We start from the raw sequence: 17,775 nt of genomic DNA, 5'->3' as shown, positions 1-17,775 counted from the left end.
CACATAAAGCGAAGCAAAAGACGGAAAGCACTCTTATTGTAAACGCTTGCCAAACGATTGAAAAGAGTATCGGTCGGAGATATCGAACGCGTTCGGAAGCCGGCAGGCATTCCGCTTGCGTACGACTTGCGTACTACCGTCGTCCGCGAAAAAGCGGTCGGCGCGCAAAGGTTCGAAAGATCGAGGGGAGCACGGTTTTACCACACACAAGGGAGGCTCTACACATGAAAAAAACAAGCTTTCTCACGCTGGCTTTACTGCTGATGATTTCGCTGCTGGCCGCTTGCGGCGGCGGGGGCGGCATGCCGAATCCGGAAACGGGGACGACGGGAACGACCGGCACGGATAACGGAAGCGCCACGACGGAACCGGCGACCGGAACCGACACGCCGACATCCGACGTTACGCTCAAGATGTTCCAGTTCAAAGTCGAAATCGCGGACGCGATGGAGAAATTGCTGGCCGAGTATAAGAAAGAAACCGGCGTCACGATTACGATCGAAACGGTCGGCGGCGGCGCGGATTACGGCGCGGCGCTGAAAGCGAAATTCGCGTCGGGCGACGAACCGGACATTTTCAACAACGGCGGCTATAACGAAGCGGTACTGTGGAAAGACCGCATGGAAGATTTGTCGGATCAGCCGTGGGTCGCGGACCTCAGCGACAACGTCAAAGACCCGATGACGATGGACGGCAAGCTGTACGGCCTGCCGATGAATATCGAAGGCTACGGCTTCCTGTACAACAAAGCGCTGTTCGAGCAAGCCGGCATCACCGAGATTCCGACGACGCTGACCGAACTGCGGGCGGCGGCGCAAAAGCTGAAAGACGCCGGCATCGTGCCGTTCGAGAACGGCTACCAGGAATGGTGGGTCATCGGGCAGCATTTGGTGAACGACGCTTATGCGAAGCAAGACGACCCGGACCAATTTATCGCGGACTGGAGAGAAGGCAAAACGTCCGTCACGGATAACGAGATCTTCAACCAATGGATCGATCTGGTCGACCTGACGATGGAGTTCAGCAACGATCGTCCGCTGACGACCGACTACAACACGCAAATGACCGAATTCGCTTCCGGCATGGCGGCGATGACGCAGCAAGGCAACTGGACGCAAGTCCAAATCGACGGCATCGATCCCGATCTGCAAATCGGCGTTCTGCCGATGCCGATCAACGACGACGAAGCGCTGAACGACAACATCTTCGTCGGCGTACCGAACAACTGGGTCGTGAATAAAAACTCGGCCAACAAAGAAGAAGCGAAAAAGTTCCTCGACTGGATGGTCACGTCCGACACGGGCAAACGCTACACCGTCGAAGAATTCAAATTCATCCCGGCGCTCAAGTCGATCACGTACGAACCGGAACAACTCGGCACGATCGCGGCCAGCATCCAGGAATACGTGCAAGCCGACAAAACGCTCGGCTGGCAATGGCCTAAACTGCCGGACGGCACGAGCCAAGAATTCGGCGCCTTGATGCAAGCTTACGTGGCGAAAAAGATTACGAAGGAAGAGCTGTTCAAGCAGATGGATGAGACGGTGCTGAAGCTGGCGGCGAAGTAAGTCCGGAGTCAAAGCATCAAGTGGCAAGCGGTGAAAGAAACGTCAACAAGCGACCTCAAAGCCGGAAAACGGCGACGGGGTCGCTTTTTTGACGCAGTTCTGTTCATTCGTGCGAAAAGGCAATAATTTAGCAAGATTTGCTGGGTTTGGACGTCATTCGTGCGTATAAGCAACAATTTACTGTAAAAACGCCTAAAAAGTCTTTTTCCGAAGTGAATTATTGCTTTTTGGCATGAATGTTCTTCTTTTAGCGAATAGCGAGTTAAATTATTGCTTATATGCAACAATGACGCTAAATCTTAAGACCCGCCTGTCTGCATCTCCGCAAAGAAGTCCGTCAACCACCGGATCAGTTCCCGCTGCGCTCCGGTCAGGAACCGATCCGCGTAATACGTCAGCTCCAGATGCCGCACCGGCTCAACGCCGGAGAGAGGGATCGCGACGATATCGGGATAATCGCCGCCGTTTTGCCCGATCAGCCCCGCGGGCTGGATCGTGGCGCCGATCCCGGCGGAAACGAGTTGCAGCAGCGAAGCCGCCGAAGCCGTCTCCATCGCCGTGGACAACTCGAAGCCCAGTTTCCGGCAGGTAGCGTCGACGAGATCGCGGCCGACGTAGCCTTTCGGGTACATGACCAGTGGGTGCGCCTTCAGATCTTCCAGCGTGATTCGTTTTCGGCGGGCCAACTGGCTGTCGGCGCGCACGAACAGATGATAAGGCTCGGACCCGAGTGGAATATGGGTAAGCCGGTCGTCCGTCAGTCCTTGAAGTCCGATGCCCAGATCGACTTTATGGCTTAACACTTCTTCATGCGCGAAAATGGTCGAGATGACTTGAAGCCGGGTATCGGGGTATTTGGTTTTGAAGCGGACGAATAAGGGAACTAAACGAAAATCGAGATCGGAAGGCAGGGCGGCCAAACGAATTTCGCCCTGGTTGCCTGATTTGAGTTCGGTCGCCGCCGTTTTTATGTCCATTTCGGCTTGGAGCATCTTCGTGCCGTAGTGCTTGAACATTTTTCCGGCTTCGGTCACGACGACTTTTTTGCCGATCCGATCGAACAGAGGGATGCCGAGTTCATTTTCCAGCGCGCGGATTTGTTGGCTGAGCGTCGGTTGCGAGATGCCCAGTTCTTCGGCGGCGCGGGTGAAGTGAAGCTGTTCGTAAACGGCCATGAAATATTGGATATTGCGGGTGTCCATAATAGTCGCCACCTTGATAATTTCGTATGTGAGGAAAATCCTGTTCGTTGGGGAAGCGGGGGGCGCTGCGGGAAAAATTCGTTCAAGACGCTGTTTCACCCGGAAAATTTGATTGAAATTTTAATGGAATTTTTCCGGGTTCAAAGGCGTCTTTCACTGAATTTCTCCCTCCGCTTTGCGCTTCAGCCAAACGAAAGATTTTCCACACACTCAATCATAGTTTTATCCTATTATAATAATAAAGTTTATAGAATTGATCAATGATTGGAGTTTGCCTATACTAAGAGCCAACCGAAATATTGATGGAGGTGGGCTTTTGAATATGAAGATGAAAAACATATACGCGTTGCTGGCGATCGGGATTGCGGCGATGAATCTTAGACCGCTCATGACTTCGGTGGCGCCTTTGCTGGGGAAGATTCAAGAGGAGCTTGGGATGAGCGGGGCGACGGCAAGTTTGCTTACGACGATTCCGGTACTGTGTATGGGATTGTTCGCGCCGCTCGCGGCAAAGATCGGGGATCGGCTCGGGATAGAGCGGACGATCTGGGCTTCGTTGTTGCTGATCGCTGCGATGACCGGACTTCGGGGGTTGGGCAGTTCGGTGTGGCTGTTAATTCTGACGGCGATTGTCGGCGGGATCGGGATCAGTCTGGCGGGGCCTCTATTGTCCGCTTTTATTAAAAAGATGTTTCCGCAACGTCCGGCTGTAATCAGTATCTATTCCGCTTCGATGACGGTGGGGGCGGCGCTTGCTTCTTCGCTGTCGGTTCCGGTGTATGAACAGAGCGGAGATCATTTGAACGTCGCGCTGGCGGGCTGGGCGGTTCTCGGCGTGGTCGCGGCGGTGTTCTGGTCAGGCTTCGCTAAGCGCGGAGGTTCATCCGCATCGGGTGTTCGCGCGCGTTCCGTACTGCCGCTCCGCAACCGTAAAGCTTTTCAACTGACCTTGTTTTTCGGCCTGATGTCCGGCATGTTCTACTCGATCACGGCTTGGATCGCGCCGATGGCGGTCGATTTCGGGTATACCCCGGATCAGGCGGCGACGTTCCTGACGCTGTTTACGCTGATCCAGATTCCGGTGTCGCTGACCGCGCCGAGCCTGGTCGCGAAACTGGGGAATCCGAGAGCGGTGCTGATCGCGTGCGCGTTGTTCGAGCTTGCGGGGATCGGGATGCTGCTGCTCGGACTCCCCATGCTTCCGGCGGTTATCGCGCTCGGACTTGGAGCCGGCGGACTCTTCCCGCTTGCGCTCATGCTGCCGATCGCGGAAGCGAATACGCCTGAAGAAGCGGGCGGCTGGTCGGCGATGACGCAAGGCGGCGGTTATATGATCGGCGCTATGGGACCGCTGACGATCGGAGCGTTGCATGATGCTTCGGGGCATTTTAACGGGGCGCTGACTGTGATGTTACTCGCGATTATCGCGATGATTGCGCTGCAATGGAAGATGACGCAAAGACATAATCCGGCAGGAGAAAAAGAGACACGTTCGACAACCGGAGTTGAAAAAGCACGTGAAACACAGATCAGGTCGCGGAATTGATCCGGCTAACGGATTGCATGTCCTTTAAAATTCATAATCGCCTCTTCTGGAGAATTTAACGGATCGTATGTCCGTTAGCCGCGCTATTCGCCATTTTTCAGACCAAAAACAAGCCGATTCTGGTTCTAAGCGTCACCTTGATCCGTTAGAATTTTTAAAAGGCTAAAAAGAGCGTTTAAGCGTCGTCTCGATCCGTTAGAGTCTGCGTATAGGCGTATCCCAAACGCAAGCCTGCCTCTTGAAGCGGCGCAAAGAACGATCAATAGCAGGATTTTATTCAGCTATGTCGAAACGGATGTACAAGAAACGTAAACGGAGTCATGCCGACCGTAACCTTTCAAAAGGCATCCAGGAGGAATAATCATGAGCCGTATCGAGAACGAACGCGTCAAAGACCAACAAACAAAACGCAGTCGCGAGCGGCGCCGAATCCTGGGCAAAGCGCGAATAATCGTGGGTGCTTCCGTCATGGTTGCGGTAATCGGCTATTGGATAGGGAGCACGAAGTTTATTGCGGAGAATGCTTTTATTCAGGCGGCTTATCGGCATATGGAAGTCGAAGAGCGCGAAGCACTGGAAGCATATCCGGGGCTGCTTGAGGTTCAGGTGCAGAAGGTTGCGCCAAATGGCGTCGTTTCTCCCGGCGGTTGGCAAGCTTTTCACCGTTGGTTGTGCCGGACAAACGGCGGATACGCGGTGCGCGTCACCTACCCGGATTTGAATCCGCGGTTCGGTAACGTGGACAAAAGTTTGTATTTTAATCCGAATACGCGGGCGTGGATCGGGTATGAGCAAAGATCATAAGTCTCCGGTCAATGCCGTTTTTTTGCGTACAACATCTCAGTAGCTCTCGCTTGTGCCTTTTTCTGCTGCTTTCGCTTTTTTCCACTTCCGTATTTTCCCTCGAAAAGTCCCGAACGGCGCAGCCGAATTGATATGTATCCAGCGCGCCATCGGCCAGTTCGGTTTGTCCCCGGTCCAGCGGCGTTGTCCTTGAACGAACACTTCCTCCTCGCTCAACCCTTCAATCCACTCCAGCCATTCCGATTCCGCTTGCGCGAACAGTTGCCGAAGCTCGGTTAGCGAATAGCCTTCATACTGCCGGTAAAAGTCCGCATACATCCCGCCGAGCTGGTTCCATTTGTACCCCGGCGCGGGCATTTGCGGCGTGCCGCCAGCCAATTCTTCCTGATCCCAATCCTGCACCAACGCCAGCCAACCCAGTTGATACGCTAAAATCTCCGCAGGCGTCCGATCGACATCTGGAAAACGTACATCTCGATCCGCGTCGCTAATTCCGTCATACTCGGCATCCAGTTTGAGGTAAGCGGCGTGAATCGCGGCTTTCAACTCGTGTTTGGATGCGTAATCGTAACTTGGCATGAAATCCCTCCTTTTTCCTCAACCTCCATTATAGACCGGTAACTCAGACAGCATAGTGTCCGTTTTGCGAACGAAAATCGGCACGCGTTGACAATCCCTATGAAAAAGGATTAAGATACAACCAGTTAAATCGTAATAATTACGATTAAATTTATTCCGAAAGGAAGCGAGAAGTCTGATGAGTCTTTTGGATATCAAGCAAACAGGGAGCGATCGCCGGATTCCGGTTACGGTTCTGAGCGGTTACCTGGGATCGGGCAAAACGACGCTGCTGAATCATGTACTGAACAACCGGGAAGGGCTGCGAGTGGCCGTGATCGTGAACGATATGAGCGAAGTGAATATCGACGCGGATCTGGTGCGCGAAGGCGGCGGGCTGTCGCGGATCGACGAGAAGCTGGTGGAGATGTCCAACGGCTGCATCTGCTGCACGCTGCGCGAAGATTTGCTGGTGGAAGTAGAGCGTCTGGCGCAAGATGGACGTTACGACTATATTCTGATCGAATCGACGGGGATCGGCGAACCGGTTCCGGTGGCGCAGACTTTTAGCTACGTAGATGAAGAAAACGGAATCGATCTGACGCAGCTCACCAAGCTCGATACGATGGTGACGGTGGTGAACGCGGCGGAATTCTGGAACGATTACCAGTCGCGGGAAAAGCTGCGGGATCGCGGACAGGAAGTCGCCGACGAAGACGAACGCAGCATTGTCGATTTGCTCGTGGAGCAAGTGGAATTCTGCGATGTGCTGATCTTGAACAAATGCGACCTCGTGGAGCCGGAAGAGCTGGACCGTCTGGAAGAGGTGCTGCGCAGCCTTCAGCCGACGGCGAAGTTGATTCGTTCGGTCAAAGGGAAGGTCGATCCGAAAGAAATCCTGAATACGGGCCGCTTTGATTTCGATCGGGCGAGCGCGTCGGCGGGATGGATTCTGGAGTTGTCGAAGGAGGAGCATACGCCGGAGACGGAGGAATACGGGATCAATTCGTTCGTGTATAAAAGAAAGATTCCGTTCCATGCCGAACGCTTCGGTCGTTGGATGGGACGCTGGCCGGAAGCCGTCGTGCGTTCCAAAGGCATCGTGTGGATGGCGTTCGACAACCGCAAAGCGTATTCGTTTAGCCAGGCCGGCAGCTCGAAAGAATTCACCAGCACGGGATTATGGGTATCGGCGCTGACGCCGGAGGAGCGCGCGTTCTACTTCGGCGAAGGCGAATCGCTGGAAAACTCGCCGGACTGGGATGAAAAATGGGGCGACCGCGTGACGAAACTGGTGTTTATCGGCATTGGCATGGATCGCGAAGAGATCGAACGGTCGCTGGACGCGACGCTGTTGACGGCCGAGGAGATGGAGGGGGATTGGAGCAAGCTGCCGAATCCGTTTAAACCGGTGACGGCGTAACCCCGATAGATAGTTTGGAATTGCAAGCTGATTTCTTTCAACCGCTTAAAAGGGATCGTAACGGATCGTATGTCCGTTAGCGATCTCTTTTAAGCGGTTGTTTATTTTTAACGGAACTAGACGACGCTTAGCCGTAAAAACGAGCGGTTTTCGGTTCCGAAAATCCGATTTTTTCCTGCTAAGCGTCCACTCGATCCTTTACATTTTTCAACAGGCCGATATCAGTCGCTAAGCATCGCTACGATCCGTTAAAAGTCGCGAACAGGAGATCCACCTTTTGATATACCGGCAGCGGAGAAAATCAATTTTCGCAAAAGAAGATATTCCTCGTTTTTCCGCACTGACTCATTGTTCAATTTCCTTGCCCGGTGTTAATGAAAGGAAGAAGATCAATCGGCAAGGGAGCGAAGCCTTATGAACGGATACCGATTCGTCAGCGACTGGATGCTGGAGACGACTGCGGAAGAATTGTGGAAACTGATCGAAGAACCCGAACGTGCCGACTGGTGGCGCGGCTGTTCGATCTGCAAAGTCAAAGCGGGCAGCGGCGGCGACGGGATCGGAGACGAATACCTCACCGTCATTCGTACCCGTATGCTATACAAGCTGTCTTTTACCGCGCAGATCGTCGAAAAGCGCAAACCCTACCTCATCGAATTGCGCGCCGACGGACATCTCGAAGGCCGCGGACGCTTGGAATTCGAACAGATCGGAGCCTGCACCCGCGTCCGCTACACCTGGGAAGTGCGGACCAAAAAACGCTGGATGAACCTCTGGGCTCCTTTCTTCCGCCCGGCTTTCGTCTGGAACCACAACCGCGTCATGGCCGACTGTATTGAAGGCCTGACCAGCCGCTTGGGTATTCGCCTGATTTCCCCCGAACCTGCCGAAGCGTGACCGATGCTCGATCCGGCAGCGAGACCTTTCGCGAACCGAATATCGAAGCGAAAATCTTGGGCCTGGGCTTACACCCGCCCGATGATTTTTTGAAATAAGTGCTCAAATGCACTTATTTCGAGCGATTTGCTCCGCGATCTTCAAATAAGTGCGAATCTGCACTTATTTAAAGAAAAAGCGCGCAATAAGGCTGGAAGCCGAGAAATTAAACGCATATTCGCATCTATTTTCTCAAAAACCTCAAATCCGAAAGAAATAGGTGCATATCCGCACTTATTCTCCAAATCCCGATCTTATAATGTAAAGGTAGTTATTTCTTCCCGTCCTTCAGCCTCTCTCGATCACCTGCCGAAAACTATAGTTCGGTATCCGCCCGCCTTCCGGCCCGATCCCGAACTCGCTAAACACCTCGAACCCGTTTTTGCAATAAAATTTCCGGTTCAATTCCGTATGCGTCACCAACGTAATCAGGCCGCCCCCGTGCTTGCGAACATGCGGGAAAATAAAGTAACGGAACAACGCGCTCCCCAGACTTTTCCCCTGATAGCCTTTGGCGACCGCAAACGAATCCACGTACCACGTCTTTTTCCCGTATCGGCGGCAAGCTTCCTTCATCTTGTCCAATGTATTCAAAATATGCTTGATCCGTCCGACCCCTACCCGAGCCGCCAGCGCCAATCCGCCGTTGAGCAGGTACTGTATGAACCCGGGCCCCGAATCTCCGCTTTTTTTCAACAACACCGCCGACACGATTTTCCCGTCCAATATCCCCACAAAACACGCCTCTTGCTGAACATACGACTTTGTATTGATATAATTAAGTCGGAATAACTCGGCCTTGTAGGCGTTGCCTTGGCTTAAAATCAGCGGAAACAACGGATACTCCATAAACGACTCCGTAAACAACGTAGCGACCTCGCGTATTTCGTGCTTTTCGGCCAAACGGTAAGATTGCATGGGTTTCTCCTTTGGTGTGTCGGTTTTCTTTATTGTAGGAAGCGGAGAAAAATTAAAATATAGCGGATTCGCCGATTGTGTCCATTACTGAACAGCGGCGTCCGAATTGTATAGAAACAAAGGAGGAAAAGCGTGGCAGACCGACGGGCGACTCGAACAAAAGCAGCGATCAAACAAGCTTTTTTGACCTTGCTGGATACCAAAACCATCTCCAAAATCACGATTCTCCAAATCACGGAGCGGGCCAATATCGGCAGAGGGACGTTTTATTTGCATTACCAGGACATTTACGCGCTGTATGAAGAAATCGAGAAAGAGATGTTGGAACGGATGGATCAGCTGTACGACGAGTCTTTTCCGATACAGGATCGCCGCGGCGTCGTCCATTTTATCCGAAAACTCACCGACTACATCTACGAAAACCGAACGCTGTTCCGCATGCTGGCCGATCCCGAAAACACGCTGCTCACGCCGAATACGTTCAAAGACTTTTTCAAAACCAAAGTGCTTCAAGAAATATTGACCGAGCGGGCATTAAGCCATCCGCCGACGGTATTCGAAGAAACGGAAAGTTTGTTTATCGTGTCGGGCGTGTTCGGGGTTATCCAGAATTGGATCGAGCGCGGGATGGAGGAGGAGCCGACGGGGATGTCGCTGCGGCTCGAACAGCTGCTGCTCAAGTTGGAGGAATAGAAGAAACGAACGTTAAAAAAGACTCCTTTTTCAAAAAAGAAAAGGGAGTCTTCGTTGCGCGCTTGGAGCGGTCTATGTGGTTAGAGTGTACGTCAGAATCACAAGCTTTCCATACTCGACGACAGGCTCGCCGAGATAATCTCAGGCAGTTCGGCCTTGTACGCTATGTAAGCTTCCTTGGTGATTTGGCCGTCGGCCAGCCGTTGTTCCAACTGCTGTTCCAACTCGCGGACTTGCAGGGAGGCCAGTTCGTCTTCGCTGCCTCCGCCGAGGACGGCGATTTCTCGCAGCGACAGACCTTCGTACATCAGATCATAAACGGCCTGCTCGTTTTGCGCGCCGAGCGCGTACAGGAAGGCGTTCGGTTTGTTCGTCGTTTCGTCGCTGGACGAAGGAGGCGTCTCGCGGTAAACGGCTTCGGCTTCCACCTTGCCTCCGGCAAGTCCGCTTCCCAGCGTGATGCCGAGCGCGAGCGTGCCGATGATCCAGATCCGTTTCAGATTGATGCTTTTTTTGACCGGAAGTTCGGACGCCGCGCTCAAGGTTCGGGGCTGCGTGCTTTTCGCATTGTTTTTTCTCATGGTTTTCATACAAATTCCTCGCTTTCTTCGCTTTGTTGAATATCGTTTTTTGCTATATGGAGGTCGGCCTTCTGTTTGCGTGTTTGGTAGTTTGTTGCTTCTTTCTATTTTTACTATAAACCCCGAATCTTAACCCAAGCTTAACTTCGGGGGATTTTTTTAAAAAAAGCGATAGCAAAAATAGAGTTTCTGTGACAGCCCAAACGTGTACAAATAAGAAGAAGGAGGGATGGTTATGTATCCGGACCTGGAAGGAAAAACGGTGATCGTGACCGGAGCCGCATCGGGCCTCGGCAAGTCGATCGCTCTGCGGCTCGGCCGCGAGAAAGCCAACGTCGTGATCAACTACCACAGTAACAACGAAGGTATCGAAGACATGGTGAAGGACATCGAGCAGGCGGGTGGCCAAGCGATTACCGTTCAGGCCAGCACCTCGGAAGAGGATGGCGTGAAGAAGCTGATTCAGGCTGCGCACGATAAATTCGGTAGCCTTGATATCATGATCAACAATGCCGGTAAAGAAAACGAAGTCGAGTCGCACAAGTTATCGCTCGATGACTGGAACAAGGTGATTGAGCTGAATTTGACGGGTTATTTTCTGGGTAGCCGCGAGGCGATCGCCTATATGCTGGAGCACGGCGTCAAAGGCACGGTCATCAACATGTCCAGCGTCCACGAGATCATTCCATGGCCTCACTTCGTGCATTACGCGGCGAGCAAAGGCGGAGTCAAGATGATGACCGAGACGCTGGCGCTGGAGTATGCACCCAAGGGCATTCGGGTCAACTCGATCGGCCCCGGTGCCATCAATACGCCGATCAACAAAAAGAAATTCGAAGATCCCGAGCAGAAAAAACAGGTGGAAAGCATGATCCCGATGGGATACGTCGGAGAGCCCGAGGAGATTGCTGCGGTGGCCGCCTGGCTCGCGTCGTCGGAATCCAGCTACGTGACGGGTATCACGCTGTTTGCCGACGGAGGCATGACCAAATATCCTTCGTTCCAAGGCGGAAAAGGATAAAGGTGTATCGCCCTGAAGTATTGAATGTAAATGAGGGGAAGCGGAAAGTCGTCTGGTTATAGGGCAGACCTTTCCGCTTCTTTTGGTTCGCGAATCGGAAGGAGGAGCACGCATGAATCCGAAATGGTGGAAAGAAAGCGTTGTTTACGAGATCTATCCGAAAAGCTTTATGGACGCAAACGGCGACGGTGTCGGGGATTTGGCAGGAATCATCTCGAAGCTGGATTATTTGCAGGAGCTGGGCGTGGACGTACTATGGCTGACGCCTGTCTACGATTCGCCCGACCATGAAGGCGGGTACGATATTCGCGACTACCGCAAGATCATGGACAAATTCGGTACGATGGACGATTTTGACCGTTTGCTGGAGGAAGCGCATGCCCGAAGCATGAAGATCATGCTGGAGATGCCGTTCAACCATACCTCCAATGAGCATCCTTGGTTCGAAGAATCGCGTGCGTCCAAGAAAAACGACAAACGCAACTATTATATCTGGCGCGAAGGACGGGGCTCCGGCTTCCCGAACAACTGGGGCTCGTACTTCGGCGGTTCCGTCTGGGAATTCGATGCCGATACGGAAGAATATTATATGCACCTATACAGCCATCGCCAACCGAATCTCAATTGGGATAACGAGAAGGTGCGCGAAGAAGCGTACCAGATCGTGAAGTTTTGGGCGGACAAAGGGGTGGACGGGTTCCATTTCAACTCGATCGCCCATATCGTCAAAACGGAAGGCCACGACGACGAGGATACGGGAAACGCGCAGCATATGCCGGTGGAGCGGGCGTATCAGATGTTTTCCAGCCTGGACAAAGTCAACGGCATCGTCAAGCGTTTATATGAAGAAATCGGCGAGGAATACGATATCGTCGCGATCGGCGAGGCGGCCGGGCTCGATCCGTCGCAGACGCTCGATGCGATCAGCGACGAGCCGGGCAAAGCGAATATGGTGCTGAACTCCGACCACCTGCTGCTGTCGCATTCGTCGCAGGGCATCGGCCGCTGGACAGACAAAACGTGGACGCTGCTCGATATCAAGCAATCCATCAGCCATTGGCAAACGGTGCTGCACGGTTACGGCTGGAATGCCAACAATCTGGCCGACCACGACCAACCGCGCTCCGTTGCACGGTTCGGCCATACGGGCGAGTACCGCGAGCTGTCGGCCAAAATGCTGGCAACGCTGCTGATGACGCTCGAAGGCACGCCGGCCATCTATCAAGGCGAGGAGCTGGGCATGATCGGCGGCGGCTTCGAGACGGTCGGCGATTTCCGCGACGAAGAAACGCTGAATTTCCTCGAACACGCCAGCGAAAGCGGCATCGAAGAAGACGAAGCGCTTCGTCTGGCGAAGCGCAATACCCGCGATGCCGGTCGCACGCCGATGCAGTGGGACGACTCCGCGAACGCCGGCTTCACGAGCGGGCAGCCGTGGATCGGGCTGGCGCCGGGTTACGAGGAGATCAACGTCGAAGCGGCGGTCAGCAAGCCGGATTCGATCTTTCACTACTATAAAAAGCTGATCGAGCTGCGTAAGGTGAGCCAGACGCTGCTGTACGGCGAGTATCGCCTGCTGCTGCCGCTCGACCCGCATATTTTCGCCTATACGCGCACGCACGAAGACGAGACGCTATTGATCGTATTGAACTTTTTTGCGGAGACGCCAACGTTCAAATGCCCGGATCGGCTGTGCGAGCGTCCGCGCGAGTTCCTGTTCGGCAACTACGAACCGGGCGTGACGCAGGGAAGCGACTTTGAGCTGCGGCCTTATGAGGCGGCGATTTATCGGTTAGGGTAAAGTATCGCAATTCATTACTTAAATTTCTAGAGCTTCGTTGTCTTTCGTGGCGAAGCTCTTTTGTCTATAAAATGCAAATGGGATGTATAGAATACGCATCTTGGAGAGAAATGTTTAAATAGAAGACTATGTTGACAAAAAAAATTCAAAGTAATATATTTAGTATGCTAAATATATTACAGCAGAAGAGGCATCCTAATGAAAAATAATTTAGAATGTGACATTCGTCAAACCTTAGATAGAATTTCTGCTAAGATGCGTCGGGATTACAGCGAAGCTCTGAGGGAACTAAATCTTTACGTAGGCCAAGATAATTTACTTTCTCGTTTGTGGTTAGGCGGCGATGGAGTAACACAAATGCAGTTATGTGAATATCTAAAGTGTGAACCTCCTACAGTGACGAACATGGTCCGCTCTTTAGAGCAAAATGGATTTATTTATCGCATAAAAGATAAGGATGATGCTAGGATAATGCGAATTTTCCTTACCGAAAGAGGAAGGGAATTAGAAGCACCGGTGACATTAAAATGGGAACAGCAACAAAAAAAGCTGTTGCATTCTATTCTGCCGAATGATCGCTCACTCCTTAGGAAACTACTGAAGCAGATGGAGAACGACTTATTTTGAGTCTTCTCTTGCGTATATATTTAGCATGCTAAATAAATTTTGAATTAACGATCCAAGAAAGGAACGATAAATATGGCAATGTCTACAGAAACAAAAATGCAATCGTTCAAGATGTCTGAATCAGGTAGAATCGAGCTTGTTGAGGAACCGAGGCCGAAACCGGCTGTTGGTCAGGTTTTGATGCGCGTAAAAGCGAGTTCTTTTAATGCACGTGATCTGTTCATGCTGGATGGTCGCTATCCAGTCCCTGTCGGTCGTGTTCCTTTATCCGATGGCGCAGGTATTATCGAGGAGGTTGGTCTGGGTGTAACACGATTCAAGATCGGAGACCGTGTAATAAACTCGTTTCAACCTACGTGGTTCGGAGGACAGCAACGTGAACCCGGTCTCTTATACCATACGCATCTCGACGGGTGGCTAAGAGAGTACGCCGTGATTGACCAACAAGGTTTGGTGATGATGCCAGAGCATCTGGAATTCACTGAGGCAGCAACTTTACCCTGCGCTGCAGTTACCGCTTGGTCGGCCGTCGCAGGCATTGGCGCGGGGGATACGGTATTAATTCAAGGAACCGGCGGCGTATCGATATTTGCCCTTCAATTTGCTCGTGCCTTGGGAGCTCGTGTGATCGCCACAACATCCAAGGATGCTAAGGTAGAGCAATTGATTCAGCTTGGTGCAAGCGACGTAATCAACTATGCGACTACGCCGGATTGGGGTGCTCAAGTGCGGCAGCTCACCAACGGCCGCGGAGCTGATTTGATTGTAGAGGTTGGTGGGGCAGGAACGATCGCTCAGTCGATCAAAGCAGTCGCATATCGTGGCGTAATTTCGCTTGTTGGACATATCGCGCACACTACAGTCGGCATGAATCTCCTTGACTTTACTTCTAGCGGTGCGACGTTGCGTACCGTAGGGGGAGGCAGTAGAAGTGATTTCGAGAATATGAACCGTGTAATCGAAGCCCATCAACTGCGTCCAGTTATTGATCGCATTTTTCCGTTTAATGATGCGCTTGCAGCTATTTCCTATATGGGTCAGGGGAATTACTTCGGAAAGGTTGTTATGAGTCACTAACGTTAATCCGACAGATGTAGAGCGTAGAGCATCTACTTGCGTTTTGAAAAGTGATGGCAAAGTGTCTAAAAATAATTTATAGGAGGAATATAAATGAAATTCGGAATAATTGGTGTAGGTAATATAGGCTCTGTGCTTGCTGAGAAGTTGGTTAATAACGGATATGATGTCAAAATTGCAGATGTTCGCGGAATTGAACGTTTGGAAGGAAAAGACGTTGTAGGTGAACGTGTGAGCGTAGAAGATGTAGTTAAAGACATTGATGTGCTTATCGCTTCAATCCCTTTGCATGCACTTCCAAGTATTAAATCTATTGTAAGTAAAGTTAGTGAAGAAGTAATTGTGGTAGATACATCCAATTACTATCCTGAAAGAGATACTCAGATTGAAGAGATTGAGAAAGGTATGGTTGAAAGCGTTTGGGTTTCCAAACAATTAGGCAGACCGATCATCAAAACGTTTAACAACTTATTGGCACTCACCTTGAAAAATGGAGGAACTGCCAAAGGTACCGACGGACGTATCGCAATAACAGTTGCTGGAGATCGCGATGATCAAAAAAAGGTTATTATGGATATTGTTAGTGAATTGGGTTTTGATAGTGTAGATAGTGGTTCTTTAAGCGAATCTTGGAGACAACAACCGGGAACTCCAGCATATTGTACAGAGTTGACAAAAGATGAATTAATGGAAGCTTTGAAAAAAGCGAATAAAGAAAAATCGCCACGTATGCGAGAAAAAGTAATGAAGAGTTTCTTAAGTGCTACAGCCGATTTATCCCATGAAGATGTTGTTCGAACAAATAGAGAAATATATAATTCTTGAATCAAAAATCTTAGCATGAATTGATCATATAAAAAGCAGCCTCTGGCCTTTGCCGGAAGCTGCTTTTTATGTGTGTAACATGCAGAAAGAATAAAGTATATCTTCTAACCGATCTTTATAATATCCCCAAAAAAGCTTGAATTCTTATAAAAAATCCTGAATCCTTCTAATTATTAATATAAACATTAATTATTCATATAATAATTGACTTGCTGATATAGGCGTGATAAAGTGGGGCGTAAAGGTTCCTCCATCCGTATATCCTACTGTCCGAGTACATAAACGATCGTCTGGATTTACGGTTCGATGACAGTACCCTGTCAGCGCTAAATGTAAGCGTTTCACCGGAAGCGAACCTTCATTATTATGCAGATGGAAAGGATGAATAAGCATCATGACAGCATCTAACCTGAAAGCCAGAATGATCGTCGACAAATCGTTTCGCATTTCGGAGATCGACGAGCGGATTTACGGGTCGTTTATCGAGCATCTCGGTCGGGCCGTGTACGGAGGAATCTACGATCCGGGGCATCCGACGGCGGACGAGCACGGTTTCCGTAACGATGTAAAGCAACTGATTCGCGACCTGAGAGTGCCGATCGTGCGTTATCCGGGCGGTAACTTCGTATCGGGCTACGATTGGGAAGACGGCGTAGGTCCGGTCGAAGACCGTCCGAAGCGTCTGGAACTGGCGTGGAGAACGCTGGAACCCAACTACGTCGGCACGAACGAATTTATGCGCTGGGCCAAAGACGCCGGCACCGACGTGATGATGGCGGTTAACCTGGGTACGCGCGGCATCGACGCGGCGCGTAACCTGGTCGAATACTGCAACCATCCGGGCGGAAGCCGCTACAGCGATCTGCGCAAGCAGCACGGATTCGCCGAGCCGCACAACATCAAAATGTGGTGTCTGGGCAACGAAATGGACGGGCCGTGGCAGATCGGACACAAAACGGCGGAAGAATACGGACGCCTGGCTCTGGAAACGGGCAAAGCGATGCGCCTGATCGATCCGTCGATCGAGCTCGTGTCGTGCGGCAGCTCCAGCACCGGCATGCCGACGTTCCCGTCGTGGGAAGCGGAAACGCTGGATCACACGTACGAGGTAGCCGACTTTATCTCGCTGCACCAATACTACGGCAACCGCGACAACGACTCGGCCAACTACCTGGCGCGCGGGATGGACATGGACCACTTTATCCATACGGTCATCTCGACCACGGACTTCATCAAAGCGAAAAAACGCAGCAAAAAAACGATGAAGCTCAGCTTCGACGAATGGAACGTCTGGTACCATTCCAACGAAGCGGACGCGAAAATCGACCGCAATCCGTGGACCGTGGCGCCGCCGCAGCTTGAAGACGTGTACAACTTCGAAGACGCTTTGCTTGTCGGCAGCATGCTGATGACGTTCCTGCGCCGCGCGGACCGCGTCAAATCGGCCTGCCTGGCTCAATTGGTCAACGTAATCGCGCCGATCATGACCGAAGACGGCGGACGTGCGTGGAAACAAACGATCTACTATCCGTACCTGCATGCTTCGATCTACGGCCGCGGCGTCTCGCTCAAGCCGGTTGTCGATTCGCCGAAGTACGACGCGAAAGACTATACGGACGTGCCGTATCTGGACACCGCCGTCGTGCACAACGAAGAAGAAGACACGCTCACCATCTTCGCGCTCAACCGTCACCTGACCGAATCGCTGGATCTGACTTGCGACGTGCGCAGCTTCGAAGGGTACGCCATCGAGGAACATATCGTATTGGAAAATGACGACCTCAAAGCCGTCAACACGGCCGACAGCGAGAAAGTCGCTCCGCATAACCGCGGCGCTTCCGAGTTGAAAGACGGCGTCGTCACGGGGCGTCTGGCGAAAGCTTCCTGGAACGTGATCCGTCTGCGCAAACGCGGCTGATCCGGTTCGCTGAAAGCAAAGTTTTCAATAAAGATCAAGTCCGATAAAGCGCAATAATGCCCGAGTCACAGCCTACCCACAGCCCAAGCAAGGAACGATTCGGCAATCGCTTCGGAATCCGCGAAGCGCTGCCGGGCCGTTCCTGTTGGTTTGTTTGGGGAGTTGAGGTGAATGTTGACCAAATGCTCGCATTTATCGGTGTAAATCGCTGTTTGGCTGGAAATGTTGACGTTTTGCTCGGATTTTCAGCAGGAGATGGAGCTTTTCGGCGTATGAA

Annotated in this window: 16 protein-coding genes; 12 read left to right on the top strand and 4 right to left on the bottom strand. The window is 51.7% G+C overall.

Annotation, left to right across the window (positions count from 1 at the left end; genetic code table 11):
* The first annotated feature begins 224 nt into the window (after nt 1-224).
* Complete coding sequence (locus WKI47_RS03345; RefSeq protein ID WP_340225779.1) at nt 225-1,568, top strand: ABC transporter substrate-binding protein; 1,344 nt, start codon at nt 225-227, stop codon at nt 1,566-1,568.
* Nucleotides 1,569-1,867: 299 nt separating this feature from the next.
* Here the strand turns inward: WKI47_RS03345 and WKI47_RS03340 are convergent, their stop codons facing one another.
* Entirely contained in the window at nt 1,868-2,770 is a 903-nt protein-coding gene (locus tag WKI47_RS03340) for a LysR family transcriptional regulator (RefSeq protein ID WP_340225778.1), read from the bottom strand.
* 322 nt (nt 2,771-3,092) lie between these two features.
* Between WKI47_RS03340 and WKI47_RS03335 the strand changes: the two genes are divergently transcribed.
* Nucleotides 3,093-4,316 carry a CynX/NimT family MFS transporter gene (locus WKI47_RS03335; RefSeq protein WP_340225777.1) on the top strand — a complete coding sequence of 408 codons (1,224 nt, stop codon included), beginning with the start codon at nt 3,093-3,095 and terminating at the stop codon, nt 4,314-4,316.
* A 363-nt stretch (nt 4,317-4,679) separates the two neighbouring features.
* Nucleotides 4,680-5,120 (top strand): hypothetical protein, encoded by a 441-nt coding sequence (locus WKI47_RS03330; protein ID WP_340225776.1) that lies wholly within the window; start codon nt 4,680-4,682, stop codon nt 5,118-5,120.
* Between the two features lie 36 nt (nt 5,121-5,156).
* Here the strand turns inward: WKI47_RS03330 and WKI47_RS03325 are convergent, their stop codons facing one another.
* Nucleotides 5,157-5,699, bottom strand: a complete 543-nt coding sequence (locus WKI47_RS03325; protein ID WP_340225775.1) for a ClbS/DfsB family four-helix bundle protein — start codon at nt 5,697-5,699, stop codon at nt 5,157-5,159.
* A 178-nt stretch (nt 5,700-5,877) separates the two neighbouring features.
* On the opposite strand from WKI47_RS03325, the gene WKI47_RS03320 reads away from it, so the two are divergent.
* Together WKI47_RS03320 and WKI47_RS03315 are read left to right on the top strand one after the other, a co-directional pair.
* Nucleotides 5,878-7,101 carry a GTP-binding protein gene (locus tag WKI47_RS03320; protein ID WP_340225774.1) on the top strand — a complete coding sequence of 408 codons (1,224 nt, stop codon included), beginning with the start codon at nt 5,878-5,880 and terminating at the stop codon, nt 7,099-7,101.
* A 414-nt stretch (nt 7,102-7,515) separates the two neighbouring features.
* On the top strand, nt 7,516-7,998 hold the full coding sequence (locus WKI47_RS03315) for a hypothetical protein (RefSeq protein ID WP_340225773.1): 483 nt from the start codon (nt 7,516-7,518) through the stop codon (nt 7,996-7,998).
* Between the two features lie 327 nt (nt 7,999-8,325).
* On the opposite strand, the gene WKI47_RS03310 is transcribed toward WKI47_RS03315, so the two are convergent.
* Nucleotides 8,326-8,955 (bottom strand): GNAT family N-acetyltransferase, encoded by a 630-nt coding sequence (locus tag WKI47_RS03310; RefSeq protein WP_340225772.1) that lies wholly within the window; start codon nt 8,953-8,955, stop codon nt 8,326-8,328.
* A gap of 132 nt (nt 8,956-9,087) precedes the next feature.
* Here WKI47_RS03310 and WKI47_RS03305 point away from each other — a divergent pair, with 132 nt between their 5' ends.
* Entirely contained in the window at nt 9,088-9,648 is a 561-nt protein-coding gene (locus WKI47_RS03305) for a TetR/AcrR family transcriptional regulator (protein ID WP_340225771.1), read from the top strand.
* Nucleotides 9,649-9,746: 98 nt separating this feature from the next.
* Here the strand turns inward: WKI47_RS03305 and WKI47_RS03300 are convergent, their stop codons facing one another.
* Complete coding sequence (locus tag WKI47_RS03300; protein ID WP_340225770.1) at nt 9,747-10,238, bottom strand: hypothetical protein; 492 nt, start codon at nt 10,236-10,238, stop codon at nt 9,747-9,749.
* Nucleotides 10,239-10,464: 226 nt separating this feature from the next.
* Here WKI47_RS03300 and WKI47_RS03295 point away from each other — a divergent pair, with 226 nt between their 5' ends.
* From WKI47_RS03295 to WKI47_RS03270, 6 genes are all read left to right on the top strand, one after another.
* A complete protein-coding gene (locus tag WKI47_RS03295; RefSeq protein WP_340225769.1) occupies nt 10,465-11,250 on the top strand; it encodes a glucose-1-dehydrogenase in 786 nt (261 codons plus the stop codon).
* Between the two features lie 112 nt (nt 11,251-11,362).
* The gene (locus WKI47_RS03290) at nt 11,363-13,051 is read left to right on the top strand and encodes an alpha-glucosidase (protein ID WP_340225768.1); all 1,689 of its coding nucleotides are present in this window, start codon (nt 11,363-11,365) and stop codon (nt 13,049-13,051) included.
* Between the two features lie 198 nt (nt 13,052-13,249).
* Nucleotides 13,250-13,678 (top strand): MarR family winged helix-turn-helix transcriptional regulator, encoded by a 429-nt coding sequence (locus WKI47_RS03285; RefSeq protein WP_340225767.1) that lies wholly within the window; start codon nt 13,250-13,252, stop codon nt 13,676-13,678.
* 72 nt (nt 13,679-13,750) lie between these two features.
* Complete coding sequence (locus WKI47_RS03280; protein WP_340225766.1) at nt 13,751-14,755, top strand: NAD(P)-dependent alcohol dehydrogenase; 1,005 nt, start codon at nt 13,751-13,753, stop codon at nt 14,753-14,755.
* 93 nt (nt 14,756-14,848) lie between these two features.
* Entirely contained in the window at nt 14,849-15,580 is a 732-nt protein-coding gene (locus tag WKI47_RS03275) for an NADPH-dependent F420 reductase (RefSeq protein WP_340225765.1), read from the top strand.
* 394 nt (nt 15,581-15,974) lie between these two features.
* The gene (locus WKI47_RS03270; protein WP_340225764.1) at nt 15,975-17,498 is read left to right on the top strand and encodes an alpha-N-arabinofuranosidase; all 1,524 of its coding nucleotides are present in this window, start codon (nt 15,975-15,977) and stop codon (nt 17,496-17,498) included.
* The last annotated feature ends 277 nt before the right edge of the window (nt 17,499-17,775 follow it).

This window comes from Saccharibacillus sacchari (genome assembly GCF_037722395.1).
Taxonomy (GTDB): domain Bacteria; phylum Bacillota; class Bacilli; order Paenibacillales; family Paenibacillaceae; genus Saccharibacillus; species Saccharibacillus sacchari_A.
The sequence above is the reverse complement of the archived record's forward strand: the minus strand, read 5'-3'. Positions and strand labels throughout refer to the sequence as shown.